Raw genomic sequence first — 15,084 nt, forward strand, 5'->3', positions numbered from 1 at the left:
TGGCATGTAGAAGTAGGACCATGAAACACCTCACCCTCCTCACAACCCTCGCCCTCCTCGCCTCCCCCGTCACTGCGCAAGACGAGCTGGGCGACTTCCTTGAAGCGACCGAGGCGGAGACTGTGTCCGCAGAGGCTCCGGCACCCGCCGGGCCCAAAATCTATTCTCCCAAAGAGCTGAAAGAAGCAGGCGGCACTCAGCCGGAAATTACAGGTTTTCCCGAAGAAGTGCCCGGCCTCAAGGAAGTGCAGGCAACTGGTGCGCAGGGCGAGCCGATGTACCAGTTTGTTGTGCGCGCGGATGGCTCGATCACAGATGTCGAGGCCGTGCGATCAACCGGCTCTGACGAGCTCGATGCTGTTGGTGCCGCCTATATCGAAACGTTTGAAGCCAAAGTCGGGCGCGATGCCGATGGCAATCCTATCGACGTTCGCGTCAATCTGCCGCTCAGTCTTTGGATTGATACGCTTGCTAAGGGTTCGCTTGGCCAGAAAACATGCGGAGCTTTCGTTACCGAAGCCGACTGGCACCTGGTGACCTTCCCGGATTCCGCGATCAATAAAATGCGGATATGGAACCTTTCAACCGGAACATTACTTTTGGCCAGTCCGGATGGCTTCAAAGGCAAAAGGCTGGACGCGCAAACAGTTTATGACATCTGCAGAGCCGAACCGGATCGAATTTTCTTCCGTGTTTTTGCTGGCTTAGAAAGACCCTAGGGAAGTTCGTGACGCTCTGGCATTTCGCAATTTGATCCGTTAAGTTCGGGAAAAGAACAGATCAGGAGGCCTGGCATGAACAACGCCACTCGCAACACCATTCTCATCGCAGCTGCAATTGTCGTCGGGCTGGTGCTGGGCTTTCAATTCCCGATGCTCGGATTGTTGCTGATCATCCCGGTGATTGCATTCGTCGCAATCGTCTTCCTGCGCAATAAGGGCGGAGCCGATGCAGACGAAAGCCTTGCCGCGGAAGCGCGCAAGTTCACGGCCAGCGAAGGCAAAGCGGCGATTTATGTGATGCGCAAAGGCTTTGTCGCGGGGCAGCAAGGCATGAATGTCACCATAGACGGCGGTCAGACCACGCAATTCCGCACGGGCCGCTTTGCAAAGGCTGAAGTCGAACCGGGCGAACACACGATCACCGCGCAAATGGCGAGCCAGACCAAAGGCACCGCCGCGACGCACACCGTTTCATTGGCAGCAGGGGAATGTGTGTTGCTTGATGTCAAACTGAGCGTCGGCGCATTGCAGGGATCATTGTCTTACGAAGAAACGCGCAATACTGCCGAAGCGCGAGGCAAATTGGCGGGCCTGAAACTGGTGCTTTGGTCAGAGCCAGAGGCGTAATTGCCAGTCTGCTCGCCTTATGGCGAGACCCAGCGCCCTGCCCAATCATCGCCATCGCGCGTAAACTGAGCCCGGATATGGCCGGTATGCGCCAGATAGAACCAATCAATCTCGTCCAGCTCGATCAGCAATACGGAGAAATTCGGTCGGCCTGCGATAACCTGCTCGTCAGTCGGTTCGACACCTTCAAACTCAGGCGGCAGACCTGATGTCGGCGTGTCTGATGCACTGCCCGGACCATCCCCGAGATAACACCGCCGTGCAAAATTGTTGCTCGCATCCCATGCAGCTTGTGTCACTGGCGCATCGCGCAGGATCTTGCCGCGTCCTTTAACCCGGATCTGCACCTTTTCCGGTTGATCATAGAACAGCACCGCCATGCGCGGATCGGCGTCAATCGTCGCAACCTTGGGCGCGCGGGTGTCCGTATGAAACCTGAGGGTGAAGGCCTGCGGATCGAACTCACGCAGCACCATAACGCGCGCATCGACATCGGCGGTTACCACCGTGGGCACGTGCATAGGCGTCTTGCGATCTTTGCCTGCACGTATCAGGCGATAGGTCATGTCCTCACGGACAGTGTCTAGATTATCGAACATCTCGGTCGCGCTTGTGATTGATTCATACCCTCCGTCAAGTCATTCATAAAACAAGCCCTCAACATTAACGTAAGCCTAAACGAGTGGTTAAGGATCGGGTCATGGACTCGGCGGTAGAACCCAATGTATCGAAACGTATCAATAATGCCGTAAGTGGTGGGGCGGCGACACTGGAGGCACTTATGAATTTATCCCTATTGATGAAGGGTAGTGCGCTGTCCGCTCTCGCTTTTGCGCTGGCGTTTGTCGCACCTCCCGAAGAAGCACATGCTGCGACCGGAGCGGTCGAAGCGGGTGCCGAATTTGAATCCGAACAGCCCGACACTCGCCGGGAACGACGCGCTAACCGCCGCGGCGAGCGTCGCCAGACGCGTCAGAACAATCGCGGCCAGCGCACGCAGGCCCGTCAGGAACGACGCGCCGAGCGTCCTGCTGCAAGGCAGAGCAACCGCGCTGAGCGACGGCAGGACCGTCAGGTCAATCGCAGCGAACGCCGCGCAAACCGTCAGGACAACCGCGCAGAACGCCGCAGTTCGCGCCAGAATTCGCAGTCTGAGCGTCGCAATACGCGCCGCGTTGACGAGCGGACTGTAGAGCGGCGTGACGCTCAGCGCCGGACTCAGCAGTTCGAACGTCGCGGCGAGCGCGTAAACAACCGTGCCGAACGCCGTGGTAACCGCGCTGAGAACCGGGCTGACCGCCGTGACAATCGTGCGAACAATCGGGCCGAACGTCGCGGAAACCGGTTCGAAAACCGCGCGGACCGTCGCAACAACCGCGTAGAACGTCGTGGTGATCGGTTCGAAAGCCGCGGTGACAACCGGGTTAACCGCCGCAGCGATAGGCGCGCAAACAATGGGCGCCGCGATGGTTTCCGTGACGGAGTGCGTTCAGAACGCCGTGCAGACCGCAGAGCAGAGCGCCGCGCAGATCGTCGCCGGGATATCCGCCGCGATCAGCGCAACAGCTACCGCAATGGCTATCGCAACGGACAGCGTCAGGCGCGCCGTGATCATCGCCGGTGGAACCGCACTTGGCGCAACAATCACCGGTATAACTGGAACAACTACCGGTATTCCAACCGGAGCATTTTCCGCCTCGGCCGGTATTATTCGCCATATCGTTCGCACCGTTACAGCCGCTTGAGAATCGGGTTCCACCTCGACAGCCTGTTCTTCAGCTCGCGCTATTACATCAATGACCCATGGCAGTATCGTCTGCCAGCGGTCTACGGTCCATATCGCTGGGTCCGGTATTATGACGACGTAGTGCTCGTCGATATTTACACCGGCGAAGTGGTCGATGTGATCCACGATTTCTTCTGGTAAATTCCGACAAGGGAATAGCCAGAGGCACAAACTGCCCCCGCCCGAGCAATCTGGCGGGGGTTTTTTGTTTGCCTGCCAAAGTGTTTGCACCAACCGAGCGACTTGGTAAGCAGCGCCCATGACGAAGACGGAAACTATCCCTGATCAGGCCGGCCTAAAGCGCTTTGGCAAAAGCGTGCGAGAGCGGTTGGAGGCTGATCCCGGCGTGTACCAGATCCCCACCGATATGGCGGATATGTACGCGGTCGGTGATTTCCTGACGGCGGCAGAATGTGAGCGTTTGTGCCTGATGATTGATGAGATAGCGAAGCCATCTTCGCTGCATGAAATCGGTTATGAAAGCGGTTTTCGCACCTCCTATTCCGGCGATCTTGATCCGGGCGACAGTTTCGTGATGGGCATTTCGCGCCGCATCGATGACTTGCTCGGCGTGCCATCGAAAATCGGCGAAGCGGTTCAGGGTCAGCGCTATCTTCCCGGACAACAATTCAAACCGCATAATGACTGGTTCTACACCACCGAAAAATACTGGGAGCTGGAGAAGAAACGCGGCGGTCAACGCAGTTGGACCGCCATGGTTTACCTGAACGAAGTTGAAGCAGGCGGCGGCACACACTTCACCGATATCGGCATCAATATAGAGCCCAAACCCGGCGTATTGCTGGCATGGAACAACGCGACCCATGACGGCATCCCGAACCAAAACACAATGCACGCTGGCACCCCCGTATTGGCGGGGAGCAAGTACATCATCACCAAATGGTATCGCACGCGAACGTGGAAGTAGGAAAGTTGGGAGTAAACCCAGCTTCCAAAATCAACCTCGAGCCAGGGCCTCTGCGATCAGCTTGCGGCTGTTTTCGACACCGTACAGCGCGATAAAGCTGCCTATGCGCGGCCCCTGCTCGCTGCCGAGCAACGTCTCGTAAAGCGCACGGAACCAGTCGCGCAGGTTCTCAAAACCGAACTCCTCGCGCTTACCGATCTCGTAAACCGCCGTTTGCAGGGTCTCGGCGTCCGCATCACCTGCTGCGTTCGCCAGCGCCTCATCGAGCGCACGCAGCGCCGCCGCCTCGTTGTCCGAAGGCGCGCGCTTGTTCAGCGTCGGCACGATAAAGTCGCGTGTGTAAGCAACGGCTGCATCAATCATTGCGTCAACGGATGCATCATTGACCGGCTCACCCAGATAGCTGGTGAGATATTCGGAGACGTTTTCCGCAGTCGCTTCCGCGCCCAAAACACTGGCGAGGTTGAGCAGCAGCCCGAATGAAACCGGCACAGTATCGCCTGCCCCCGGTGCTTCGGGTGATGTCATCGTCTCGTTGGCGCGCAGCAAATGCCACGCCGGATTGCCCAGCTGCTTGTCGAGCGGCTGATCGGTCAGCCGCTCCCGGAACTGCCAGTAATCGTCGACCGCGCGCGGGATCACGCCGGTGTGAAGCTGTTTTGCGCTTTTCGGGTTCGGGAAGATGTAAAAGCCAAGGCTTTCCTGCGTTCCGTACTTCAGCCACTGCTCAATCGTCAGGCCATTGCCTTTCGATTTCGAGATTTTCTCGCCCTTCTCATCAAGGAACAGCTCGTAAATCAGACCCTCTGGTTTGTTTCCACCGAGCACCCGCGCAATCTTGCCCGATTGCACGCCAGTGTCGGTCAAATCCTTGCCGTACATCTCGTAATCGACGCCCAGCGCGACCCAGCGCATGGCGAAATCGACCTTCCATTGCAGCTTGGCTTTGCCGCCCAGCGCGCTTTGTTCGACCACGCTGCCATCTTCATCGGTAAAGCGGATCAGGCCCGCCTCGGCATCGACGATTTCGACGGGCACCTGCAGCACGACACCTGTCGTCGGGCTGATCGGCATGATCGGTGAATATGTCGCCGCGCGCTCTGCTCGCAATGTCGGCAGCATGATGTCGAGAATGTCTTGGTTGTGCGCGAGGACATTCTTCAGAGCGTCGTCAAATGCGCCGGAATTGTAACGATCCGAAGACGCGACGAATTCATAGTCAAATCCGAACCGGTCGAGAAATTCGCGCAGCATCGCGTTGTTGTGATGCGCGAAGCTTTCGTACTTCTCAAATGGATCGGGGATCTGCGACAGCGGCTTACCAAGGTTTTCGGTCAGCATCGCCTGATTGGGCAGGTTGTCCGGCACTTTGCGCAGGCCGTCCATATCATCGCTGAACGCGACAAGGCGGGTCTTTTGCCCCGTCAACGCTTCGTAGGCGCGGCGGACAAAGGTGGTGCGCAGCACTTCCTGAAAAGTGCCGATATGCGGCAGACCCGAAGGGCCATATCCGGTTTCAAACAGAACAGCCTCGCCATTCGGTTTTCCATTGCGCAGCCGTTTTGCGAGGCGCTGTGCCTCCAGAAATGGCCAGGCCTTGGAATTGCGAGCGGCTTCTTGGAGCATTGTGTCTGTCATAGTGTGGCGGCTTTTATGGAAGGTTGGCGATGTTGCAAGCGCGAAGGCTTATCCAGCGTTTCAGGAATGTAGGACACAGTTGACAAATCGGCGAAGTGTCACCCGTGCCCTACAGGTGTTTCAGCATACTTTTCATAGACTTGGCATTGTTGGACACAGTTGACATTTGTCCAACTTAAACTCCGAATGATTGGGCCGTGATATAGGTTCCGACTTAGTCGACTCTTGGCGTGTAGGACAGCGCCAGCAACGCTTCAGATGCCAATCCCGCCGCGCCCATCGTTTTTCAATCTCGTAAACTAAAAATGCGGTGCCTCCACAGGCGCCGAAAACTGCCAAATCCCATCTATCCGCGCCGCTGGTTATTCTTTCCCATATTTTGGGATTTCATTAGTCTATTTGAAACCATGTTTGCCTAACCGCAGGTGTATGACGGGTGCAGACTCAATCCTTATCGTAATCCCAGCGGTTTACGGGCTTTTTGCCCTTGCCCTCGCTGTGATCGCTGTAATGGATCGAAAGATCGTCGCCGCGCGATGGGCTGCGCTCGGATTCTTTGTCGCCGGCGTCTCGATCACGATTGATGGATTGCGCAGCCTTACAACCATCGACTGGATCGGCTGGTTCACGGTGGTGTGTCATCACGTCGCACTGTGGGCGATGATGCAGGCCTTTGTCGTTCGGCATCAACCGTGGATACCGAAACCCGCCACGGGACTGGTTCTGTTGAGCACGGTGCTGCTGTTGCCCGGGGTTCCGTGGGAGTTATCCCCCTGGATGCGGACGATGGCCGTGCAGGGCATCGGCGCGGGGATTATTCTCGCCGGGGCAAGCGTGATGATGAAACATCGCGGAAAAACGCCGGTCGATATGATTGCCTTCGTCGTCGCTGGTGTATCCGGCGTGCTCTACGCGGCGCGTGTTTTTGTGGCTTTGTTCTACCCTTCGGGTCAGGGAAGCGCCGCAATCGACAGCTATTACAGCTGGATTTCAATGATCTTTCACACGAGCAGCGCCATTATGGCGGTGCTGGTTGGCCTGCTTTTGATGGTCGCGATCGGTCACGATATGTTGCAGGGGCAGATCCTTCAGGGAGAGATCGACCCGCTCACCAAGCTTGGCAATCGCCGCAGAATGGAGCGCGCGATCAGCGAGGATGGTGACGGGGGCCAAGCCATCGGATCTGTGATCGCGATTGATCTCGATCACTTCAAGAAGATCAATGACCTCTATGGCCACGATGCAGGCGACATTGTGCTGCGCAAAGTCGGCAAGCGGCTTCTCAGCCTGCTGCACCCGTTTGGGGAGGTCTGCCGTATCGGTGGTGAAGAATTTGTCGTCCTTATCAAGTCCGATTTCTCGCCCGGCACATCGGCGCTCGCGCTGGCTATTCGTAAGGCCATCGCCACGATCGAATTCGACGGTGTGCTCGCCAAGGCAAAAGTCACTGCGAGCATTGGATACCACCTTCGCGAGGGCAGCAAGCCAGTATCAGGATCAATCCGGCGCGCCGACCAGGCCGTATATTGCGCAAAAGCGGACGGACGGGACCGTGTTGTCGGAGCAGAAACCCGCGATGGTTTCAGCGTGTTGAAGGCCGTCGGCTGATCGAATAGCGCTTTGGTGAAACCACCTCTTGCAGCGACCATTCTACGCGCTAAGGCAAGAGACAGTGTATCAAAGCAAGCGCCCTTTTCTGTTGACCCTGATGTTGATGGCAATTGCCGTCCGCACGGTGTTGGGCGCGCCGTGCTGTCTCGATATGGCGCAAGCGGCTCCGGTTGAGGCTCATGCGGCGGGTGAAAGCCACAATCATCACACTGACGCGCCCGAAAACGCGCCCCAGGACGCTCACAGCGGGCATTCGGATAGCAACACTGCAAAACCGTGCTGTTCGGCATGTGGCCCGACTTTACCGCCAGAGCCCGCCCAGTTCACCGCTGCGACTGCTCCGCGCGAAGTGCCGCAGCCTGCGCCGATCCGCGCGCTTGCCACGCGCCCGCCCTACCCTGCTTACGAAGCCACGGGGCCGCCTCTCCTGATCTGAAACCCCAATTCAGATTTCAGGAGAATACAATGAACACGTTTTTCAAGGCGGGCCGTTTGCTCGCCGTCACTGGTGCCGTTTTCGGCGCCGCACCCGCTGTCGCCGATGAAGGCCACGAAGACGGCGATACTTACGAAGTGAACGCTCTGGGCCATGCGCCTATCGGCGTGATGGGCGATCACCGCCACAAACAGGGCGAATGGATGGTCAGCTACCGCCTGATGCATATGGACATGGCGGGTATCCAGATCGGAACCGACGATGTGACGCCCGAAACGGTCGCGACAACCGTGCCAAACCGCTTTTTCGGCGCGCCCGGTCAACCGCCCACCCTTCGCATTGTGCCGACCAGCATGCGGATGGATATGCATATGGCGGGCATCATGTACGGCCTGTCTGATCAGGTGACGCTGATGGTGATGGGCAATTACGTCACGAAAGAGATGGACCACATCACTTTCCAAGGCGGCATGGGCACCACTCGCTTGAGCGAGTTTCGCACCACGACTGCGGACATTGGCGATACAAAAGTCTCCGCGCTGATCGGCCTAACAGACACGGTGCATATCAATGCCGGTATCTCGATCCCGACAGGCGCGATCACGGAGGAAGCGCAAATCCTCACCCCGATGGGCGGCACTCCGACCGTGCGCACACCATATCCGATGCAGATCGGGTCGGGCACGTTCGATCTGGAGCCGGGCATCACCTATTCGGATCGCAATGACAGCTTCGCTTGGGGCGCGCAGATCAGAGGCACAGTGCAGCTCGGCGATAATGATGAAGGCTATTCGCTCGGCAATCGCGGCATGGCGACAGCCTGGGTTCAGGCATCGCTGACGCCGGGCGTCGCGCTTTCAGCTCGTGTTCAGGGGGAAACTGTAGGGCGTGTGGACGGCATTGATCCGGCCATTGTCGGCCCGGTTCAAACCGCCAATCCCGATTTCCAAGGTGGTGAAACTGTAACCGCGCTGGCTGGTGTTAACTTTGCTGCGACCGGCGGCGCGCTCAAAGGTTGGCGTCTCGGGATCGAAGGCGGGCTGCCGATCGTTCAGGATCTAAATGGCCCGCAAATGCCCACCGATTACACTCTGACGGTTGGCCTTCAGAAAGCGTTTTAACGGCTCGCCCTAAGGCATCCCCCCGCTTTAGGGTCGCAGGAGAGGGGCAGCGCCGCAGCAATGCGTGCGTTGTCCCTCTTTCCATTTTGGCTCAGGCAAAAACGCTGCTGAAATCGCTGCGATGCTGTTCTTTGTACTTTTTCAGCAAATCGGGGATCAAAAACAGGTCCGCGATGATCCAGAACACCCAGATCACCATACCGACCATGCCAATGAACGGCGCAAAGAACATCGCGAAGATAGAGATGAAAAAGGTCGTGAGCTGCGCGACAGCACCTTTCCTGTCCCCGCAATAAAACCGGTGCGCGGAAATCTGGCCAAGGACAAACCAGAAGAGATATGCGATCGCGACATTGCGTTTTTCGGGAACACCAAACGCTGCATCGAAAGCGGTGAATTTCTTGCGTGGCCGGGGGCTGTAAGATGCTGGCTCTGCGCCTTCCATCCGCGCTGCCAATGGCGACGCCGCCCGATTGCCGCCTGCTAGATGATCGAATTTGGTCGAGCGCGGCGCTTTCGAACCCGTTGGATCAAAACTTGTCGTAGCAGGTGCCTGATTTTTGCGGGCCCTCTCTGAAGCAATGAACGCCTCGCGCTTGGCCGCGATGTCATCGTCTACCGGTTCTGCTGCACCGCCAAAGCCCTGCGCCTTTCCAAATGCTGGCGCAGCGGCTGTTGCACCCGGTGCCAATCCTTTGCGACCGAAACTCATATCAAACCCCTGAATATCTTGTCGAAAGCTATATCTCGTGGGCGTTAAAACCGGGTTTAGCGTCTCAGGTGTTCGTATCGAGGCGGGTAATCTTGCCGCCGCTGACGGTGTATTCGGAATAGGAGCAACACTCCTCGCTTCCATTGGCAAACACATACCCGACCGACAGATAAACCCGATCGCCGGTCATACCGCTATCATCGATGCGGATTTTGGGAGCGTCCTCTGTAAAGTTGAGACGATACAGCGCGCGGATTTCTTCGTGACCATTGGCGAGAACGACGCCGTTCATTGTGACAACTGCGTTCGGGGCAAAAGTGCGGACATAACGATCCAGGTTACGGGCACGATAGGCATCGACATGTGCTTGAACCGCGCGAGCAGCCGCAGGTGTTTGCGTGTTTTCCTGAGCCACGGCACTCGGGGTAGCAGCCATCATTGCTGCGGCGACCATCATCACTTTGAAACGCATCCCACCCTCCTGAAAAATGATCTGAGAATTCTGCCCGAAAGTATCGCGCGCAATCGTTTACTTTTGGTGTGCATTTGCGCATTCCTAATTCGGTGAGCGCCCCTGCACCTCCTTCGCCTGAGCCTGTTCCGCTACCCGCATTGCATGCCAATCATGGCGGCAACTGGCTGCGTTCGCCCACGGGCTCCACCGGAGCGGTGTCAAAGGGCGACGCGATCATGGCAGCGTCTGACACGCCGGTTCTGATCCTGAACGCTCCTTTGGTGGCAAGCCGCCTCGGCTATCCCGATCTTTCGGGTCTCGACCTGCTGGAGCTGTTCGCTTTCGTCCATCCCGCCCGGTTCTGCGTGCCTACACCGCGAGGCTTGGCGCAGGCGCTGGAGCTGGAAGAGCCCAAGGGCGACGAACATGTGCCCGCATTCCTGCAGCGCGCAGCAGGCGCAATGATTGCGGCCTGCGAAGACCCCGAATGGTTTGAACGGCAAGGCGCGTGGAGCACTTTGCAAAGCATGGAGCGGCTGCGCTGGCCTTGGGCGCAAGTCCTGAAACCGCATATCGCCAAGCCGGAGCGTGCCGAAAAGTGGTTGTTCGCGACTTTGCCGGAATGGGAAGAAACGCCCGAACGCGGTTCGCCGCGACAGGTGGAATTGCCCGATGAGGACGTGCTTGCCCAGCTTGATCATCTGACCGGCGAAGGCTCTGAAAAACGCGAAGGTCAACGCGAATATGCGAAGGACGCGGCGCGTATCTTTGTGCCGCGTGACAAGCGCGAATTGCCGCATGTCGCCTTGGCGCAGGCTGGCACGGGTATCGGCAAGACGCTGGGTTATCTCGCGCCGTCTTCGCTATGGGCGAGCGCATCGGGCGGCACGGTCTGGGTTTCGACCTTCACCAAAAACCTGCAACGTCAGCTGCGCAGCGAAAGCAAACGCGCATGGCCTGCAAAGCGCCCTGACAACACGCCGCCTGTGGTCGTGCGAAAGGGCCGAGAGAACTATCTCTGCCTGCTCAATCTGGAGGACGCGCTGCAAGGCGGCTTTGCCGGACGGCCCGCGATATTGGCGCAGCTGGTGGCGCGCTGGGCAGCCTTTACGCGCGATGGCGATATGATCGGCGGCGATTTGCCCGGCTGGCTCGGCACCCTGTTCCGCAAACGCGGGATCGCGGCGCTGACCGATCAACGCGGCGAGTGCATCTATGCTGGATGCCCGCATTACCGAAAGTGCTTTATCGAGCGCGCCGGACGCGACAGCGCGCAGGCCGATCTGGTGATCGCCAATCATGCGCTCGTAATGGTCAACGCAGCGCGCGGACGCGACCATGCACAGCGCCCCACCCGCCTGATCTTTGATGAAGGCCACCACGTTTTCGAAGCGGCAGATTCGACCTTTGCTGCTACCCTTTCAGGGCAGGAAGCGATCGAACTGCGCCGCTGGATCATGGGGCCGGAGCGCAAAAACAGAGGCCGCAGGCGCGGTCTTGCTGCGCGGCTCGCCGATGTTGCAAGTTATGATGATGAAGGCGGCGAAGCCATCGAAGCCGCCTGCGAGGCTGGCGCAGCATTGCCCGGTGAAGGCTGGTTGCAACGCTTGGTCGAAGGCGAACCTTCCGGCCCCATCGAAACTCTGCTCGCAGCAGTGCGCGGCGCGACATATGCCCGCGATGAAAGCGGCGGACAGGAAGCAGGCTATGGTATCGAAACCGAAGCAGGCGGGTTGCCGGGCGACGTGATCGAAGCCGCAGGCGGCGCTGCCGAAGCTCTCGCGGCGATCCGCACTCCTCTGATCCGCCTGGGCGGACGGCTGGAGGCGGTGATGGCGGACCCGCCCGATTGGCTGGACGGTCAGGGCCGCAATCGGATCGAAGGCGCGCGCCATTCACTGGCATGGCGAATTGATTTGCTGGCCGCATGGGAAGCGTTGTTGGCACGGCTCGGCGGACCGGCGGACCCTGAATTTGTCGATTGGCTTGCGGTTGACCGCTCCGATGCGCGCGAGTTCGATATCGCGATCCATCGCCGCTGGCTCGATCCGATGAAGCCATTCGCAAAGGTCGTGCTCGAACCGGCCCACGGTGTGATGCTGACCAGTGCCACCTTGACTGACAGGATCGGTTCGCAAGCTGGCGACCCGTGGGAAAGCGCCATCTATCGTTCCGGCGCGGCGCATGTCGAAACGCAGCCTCTGCTGTCCGCCGCGCAAAGCCCGTTTGACTATGCGGCCCGCGCCGAAGTTTTGATCGTCACCGATGTGAAGAAAGGCGATCTGCCGGGGCTCGCCGGAGCCTATGCGCGTATCATCGAGGCATCCGAAGGTGGCGTGCTCGGCCTGTTCACCGCGATCCGCCGGATGCGCGCCGTGCATGGCCGAATTGCAGACCGTTTGGCCCGCGAAGGCCTGCCCATTTACGCGCAGCATGTGGACCCGATCGACACCGGCACGCTGGTAGACATTTTCCGCGACGATCCGCGCGCTAGCCTGCTCGGCACCGATGCCTTGCGTGACGGAGTGGACGTGCCGGGTCGCTCGCTGCGCTGCGTAGCCTTGGAAGCCGTGCCATGGCCACGGCCCGACATTCTACACAAAGCGCGCCGCGCGGCCTCAGGTGCTGGCGGGCAATATGATGACCGGATAATCCGCGCGCGGCTCGCACAGGCATTCGGACGGTTGATCCGCAACAAGGACGATCACGGCCATTTCGTCGTGCTGTCCTCCGCCTTCCCCAGCCGATTGCTCAGCGCATTTCCCGAAGGCACCGCGATCCACCGCGTCACTCTCGACGAAGCATTGGAGCGCATCAAAAGCGGCGAAATCGGCGAACGCATGGTGGAACCTGCCCAAAACGCTGGAAATGCCGACCTCGAACCGCCAGATTGGGTGCCATGATCGAGCAATGGGTTTTTCTTGTCCGCGTGCTGGCCGTCGGCGGCGGCCTCACACTGATTGCGATGGTTGTCGCCAGCGAAGTGCGGTTATCAATCCGAGTGCCGCTTGTCGGAATGCTCGTTGGCGTGATCGGCTACCTGCTCAATTCGACGCCGCTTATGACGCCGGAAACCCTGATTGATCCATTGGTAGATTTCGTGGCGCTATCGACCCCGTTCTGGATTTGGCTGTTTGGCCGCCGGTTGTTTGAGCGTGAACCGGAACGCAGGATCATGCTGGGCGCCGCCGCGGCAATGTTCCTTGGCTGGTTTCTGGCAAATTTCGTGACGGTACTGAGCTCTGTAGGTTTCGTTTTTCTGCACCTCGTAGCGCTTGCCCTGATCGTTGATCTTGTCCGGATCGGCGTCTTCGAACGCGAAGATGATCTGGTCGAAGAACGCCGGATCGTACGTCTATGGCTCCCATTACTGGTCGCTGCTCAAGCAGGGCAGATATTGCTCACCGAACTGGCTGAAATGGTCACAGACTTCGACAGCACCTATCCTCCTGCTTCGCTTCTGAACTCCGTCATCATCCTCGTTATGATGTTTTTCTCGGCAATGGCTTTGTTTCGAACACAGCCGGAATTGCTGCCGGCAGAGGAAGAGCAGGGTTCTCCGCCCGAAGAATTGCCTCAGCCACTTGACCTGACGCCATCGGAGCACGTGCTGCACGACAAGTTGAAGGCCGCAATGGCAGACGGGACATACCGGGAGACCGGCCTGTCCATCGCCGCCCTCGCCGATCATCTCGACACGCCTGAGCACCGTTTGCGCGCTTTGATCAACAGGCGACTGGGCTATCGCAATTTCTCCGCTTTCCTGAACCGTCATCGCATCGCCGAGGCGCGCGAAAAGCTATCGAATCCCGATGATGTTGATCTGCCAGTGCTCACAATCGCGATGGATCTCGGGTATAATTCGCTTCCGACATTCAACCGCGCATTTCGGACCGAAACCGGCACAACCCCTAGTGAATTCAGACGCTTATCCTTCAGTGACAGCGAAGAAGTATGGGGTGATGCCACTGGTCAAAACTGAAAAAGCGTGTGCGTTTTCGGAATTGATGCGGATTTTGCGGGTCTGCGGAGAGGTTTGTGATAGCCTGCTTCATACAGCGGATATCAACCGCTTAGGAGACGCGCCATGATGGCACCCGAACAGACTGTGAATTTTGCCACCGCCTTTGAAACGGTGGGCGAGCACTTCATGAAAGTCATATATTTTGACGGTGGCCGTTATCTGATCGCAGCGGGCGCGCTGACAATATTCTTGCTGGTCTTCAACACATGGGCGACCAACCGGCGTATACAGCGCAAGCGCAAAGCTGGTGCCGCCGATTATAAACGCGAAGTTCTGTCATCCGGCCGCACCATTCTGGTCTTTGCAGTGACCACCCTCGCAACCCTGATCGGGCGCGAGATGGGTGTGATCAACTTCCACCTCGACAATCCTGCGCTGCTCACAATCGCGTGGCAGTTCGCATTGATGGTCTTGGTGCATGATGCCTATTTCTACTGGCTGCATCGCGGCATGCATTTAAAGGCGTTGTTCAAATCGACTCATATGCATCACCATAAATCGCGCACGCCAACACCGTGGACTGCGTACAGCTTCGCCAGCACCGAAGCCTTCCTAGAAGCCGCCTATGTCCCGTTGTTCCTGCTGGTCACAAGCCAACTTGGTATCTCCTATGCCGGTTACGCAATCCTGTTCTTCCTCTGGCATCAGATCATCCGCAATGTGATGGCGCATGCGGGCAGCGAGCTGTTCCCTGCTGGATGGGTGGACAATCCGCTCACCAGCTGGATCAGCACCACGACGCACCATGATCTGCACCATTCATCCGGCCACAATTATGGGTTCTATTTCACCTGGTGGGACAAGATGATGGGCACCGAGCATCCGCGTTACAAAGAAGAATTCCGCAAGAACGCCAAGCCGCTGATCATGTTTGGCCGCCCGGCGAAACCTGCCGATACCGCCGCGCCCGAAAGCGCGTAGGCTCCTTTAACCAGTCCCCAGCGGTCAGCGCACTCCTCGCGCAGGCCAAGCGGCAGTCTTTTTGACGCCTCCGATGGGCGCGTCATGAGACTGCCGCATTTGCT

General features: G+C 58.3%; 14 protein-coding genes. 10 read left to right on the forward strand and 4 right to left on the reverse strand.

All coding sequences use genetic code 11. From position 1 onward, the window contains the following. Nucleotides 1–20: 20 nt before the first annotated feature. Both MWU39_RS08805 and MWU39_RS08810 read left to right on the forward strand, forming a co-directional pair. Complete coding sequence (locus MWU39_RS08805; protein ID WP_247159617.1) at nt 21–719, forward strand: energy transducer TonB; 699 nt, start codon at nt 21–23, stop codon at nt 717–719. Nucleotides 720–794: 75 nt separating this feature from the next. Beyond that, nucleotides 795–1,349, forward strand: coding sequence for a DUF2846 domain-containing protein (locus MWU39_RS08810; RefSeq protein WP_247159618.1), 555 nt, complete (start codon nt 795–797; stop codon nt 1,347–1,349). 17 nt (nt 1,350–1,366) lie between these two features. Here MWU39_RS08810 and MWU39_RS08815 read toward each other — a convergent pair whose 3' ends face one another. Next, complete coding sequence (locus tag MWU39_RS08815; RefSeq protein ID WP_247159619.1) at nt 1,367–1,948, reverse strand: pyridoxamine 5'-phosphate oxidase family protein; 582 nt, start codon at nt 1,946–1,948, stop codon at nt 1,367–1,369. A 182-nt stretch (nt 1,949–2,130) separates the two neighbouring features. Here MWU39_RS08815 and MWU39_RS08820 point away from each other — a divergent pair, with 182 nt between their 5' ends. Both MWU39_RS08820 and MWU39_RS08825 read left to right on the forward strand, forming a co-directional pair. Next, entirely contained in the window at nt 2,131–3,276 is a 1,146-nt protein-coding gene (locus tag MWU39_RS08820) for an RcnB family protein (RefSeq protein WP_247159620.1), read from the forward strand. A gap of 118 nt (nt 3,277–3,394) precedes the next feature. Beyond that, the gene (locus tag MWU39_RS08825) at nt 3,395–4,063 is read left to right on the forward strand and encodes a 2OG-Fe(II) oxygenase (RefSeq protein ID WP_247159621.1); all 669 of its coding nucleotides are present in this window, start codon (nt 3,395–3,397) and stop codon (nt 4,061–4,063) included. Between the two features lie 30 nt (nt 4,064–4,093). Here the strand turns inward: MWU39_RS08825 and MWU39_RS08830 are convergent, their stop codons facing one another. After that, nucleotides 4,094–5,701 (reverse strand): lysine--tRNA ligase, encoded by a 1,608-nt coding sequence (locus tag MWU39_RS08830; RefSeq protein ID WP_247159622.1) that lies wholly within the window; start codon nt 5,699–5,701, stop codon nt 4,094–4,096. A gap of 429 nt (nt 5,702–6,130) precedes the next feature. Between MWU39_RS08830 and MWU39_RS08835 the strand changes: the two genes are divergently transcribed. The 3 genes from MWU39_RS08835 (at nt 6,131) to MWU39_RS08845 (ending at nt 8,869) form a co-directional block, all read left to right on the forward strand. After that, nucleotides 6,131–7,309, forward strand: coding sequence for a GGDEF domain-containing protein (locus MWU39_RS08835; RefSeq protein ID WP_247159623.1), 1,179 nt, complete (start codon nt 6,131–6,133; stop codon nt 7,307–7,309). Between the two features lie 64 nt (nt 7,310–7,373). Then, nucleotides 7,374–7,748 (forward strand): hypothetical protein, encoded by a 375-nt coding sequence (locus MWU39_RS08840; protein WP_247159624.1) that lies wholly within the window; start codon nt 7,374–7,376, stop codon nt 7,746–7,748. Between the two features lie 29 nt (nt 7,749–7,777). Next, nucleotides 7,778–8,869, forward strand: a complete 1,092-nt coding sequence (locus MWU39_RS08845) for a transporter (protein WP_247159625.1) — start codon at nt 7,778–7,780, stop codon at nt 8,867–8,869. Nucleotides 8,870–8,960: 91 nt separating this feature from the next. Here MWU39_RS08845 and MWU39_RS08850 read toward each other — a convergent pair whose 3' ends face one another. Both MWU39_RS08850 and MWU39_RS08855 read right to left on the reverse strand, forming a co-directional pair. Next, the gene (locus tag MWU39_RS08850; RefSeq protein ID WP_247159626.1) at nt 8,961–9,581 is read right to left on the reverse strand and encodes a TM2 domain-containing protein; all 621 of its coding nucleotides are present in this window, start codon (nt 9,579–9,581) and stop codon (nt 8,961–8,963) included. A gap of 64 nt (nt 9,582–9,645) precedes the next feature. After that, complete coding sequence (locus MWU39_RS08855; RefSeq protein WP_247159627.1) at nt 9,646–10,053, reverse strand: nuclear transport factor 2 family protein; 408 nt, start codon at nt 10,051–10,053, stop codon at nt 9,646–9,648. Between the two features lie 218 nt (nt 10,054–10,271). Here MWU39_RS08855 and MWU39_RS08860 point away from each other — a divergent pair, with 218 nt between their 5' ends. The 3 genes from MWU39_RS08860 (at nt 10,272) to MWU39_RS08870 (ending at nt 14,980) form a co-directional block, all read left to right on the forward strand. After that, nucleotides 10,272–12,938 (forward strand): ATP-dependent DNA helicase, encoded by a 2,667-nt coding sequence (locus tag MWU39_RS08860; RefSeq protein ID WP_247160351.1) that lies wholly within the window; start codon nt 10,272–10,274, stop codon nt 12,936–12,938. Continuing rightward, on the forward strand, nt 12,935–14,017 hold the full coding sequence (locus tag MWU39_RS08865) for a helix-turn-helix domain-containing protein (RefSeq protein ID WP_247159628.1): 1,083 nt from the start codon (nt 12,935–12,937) through the stop codon (nt 14,015–14,017). Before MWU39_RS08860 ends, MWU39_RS08865 begins: the two co-directional genes overlap by 4 nt. A gap of 105 nt (nt 14,018–14,122) precedes the next feature. Continuing rightward, nucleotides 14,123–14,980 (forward strand): sterol desaturase family protein, encoded by an 858-nt coding sequence (locus MWU39_RS08870; protein ID WP_247159629.1) that lies wholly within the window; start codon nt 14,123–14,125, stop codon nt 14,978–14,980. Nucleotides 14,981–15,084 lie beyond the last annotated feature (104 nt).

The organism is Erythrobacter sp. F6033, assembly GCF_023016005.1.
Lineage (GTDB): Bacteria > Pseudomonadota > Alphaproteobacteria > Sphingomonadales > Sphingomonadaceae > Erythrobacter.

What these genes read in the sequence shown, in the direction of transcription:
- MWU39_RS08845 (WP_247159625.1), top strand. Translation starts at nt 7,778, where the DNA reads ATGAACACGTTTTTCAAGGCGGGCCGTTTGCTCGCCGTCACTGGTGCC.
- MWU39_RS08830 (WP_247159622.1), bottom strand. Translation starts at nt 5,701, where the DNA reads ATGACAGACACAATGCTCCAAGAAGCCGCTCGCAATTCCAAGGCCTGG.
- MWU39_RS08870 (WP_247159629.1), top strand. Translation starts at nt 14,123, where the DNA reads ATGATGGCACCCGAACAGACTGTGAATTTTGCCACCGCCTTTGAAACG.
- MWU39_RS08825 (WP_247159621.1), top strand. Translation starts at nt 3,395, where the DNA reads ATGACGAAGACGGAAACTATCCCTGATCAGGCCGGCCTAAAGCGCTTT.
- MWU39_RS08820 (WP_247159620.1), top strand. Translation starts at nt 2,131, where the DNA reads ATGAATTTATCCCTATTGATGAAGGGTAGTGCGCTGTCCGCTCTCGCT.
- MWU39_RS08860 (WP_247160351.1), top strand. Translation starts at nt 10,272, where the DNA reads ATGGCAGCGTCTGACACGCCGGTTCTGATCCTGAACGCTCCTTTGGTG.
- MWU39_RS08815 (WP_247159619.1), bottom strand. Translation starts at nt 1,948, where the DNA reads ATGTTCGATAATCTAGACACTGTCCGTGAGGACATGACCTATCGCCTG.
- MWU39_RS08865 (WP_247159628.1), top strand. Translation starts at nt 12,935, where the DNA reads ATGATCGAGCAATGGGTTTTTCTTGTCCGCGTGCTGGCCGTCGGCGGC.
- MWU39_RS08835 (WP_247159623.1), top strand. Translation starts at nt 6,131, where the DNA reads ATGACGGGTGCAGACTCAATCCTTATCGTAATCCCAGCGGTTTACGGG.
- MWU39_RS08855 (WP_247159627.1), bottom strand. Translation starts at nt 10,053, where the DNA reads ATGCGTTTCAAAGTGATGATGGTCGCCGCAGCAATGATGGCTGCTACC.
- MWU39_RS08850 (WP_247159626.1), bottom strand. Translation starts at nt 9,581, where the DNA reads ATGAGTTTCGGTCGCAAAGGATTGGCACCGGGTGCAACAGCCGCTGCG.
- MWU39_RS08810 (WP_247159618.1), top strand. Translation starts at nt 795, where the DNA reads ATGAACAACGCCACTCGCAACACCATTCTCATCGCAGCTGCAATTGTC.
- MWU39_RS08805 (WP_247159617.1), top strand. Translation starts at nt 21, where the DNA reads ATGAAACACCTCACCCTCCTCACAACCCTCGCCCTCCTCGCCTCCCCC.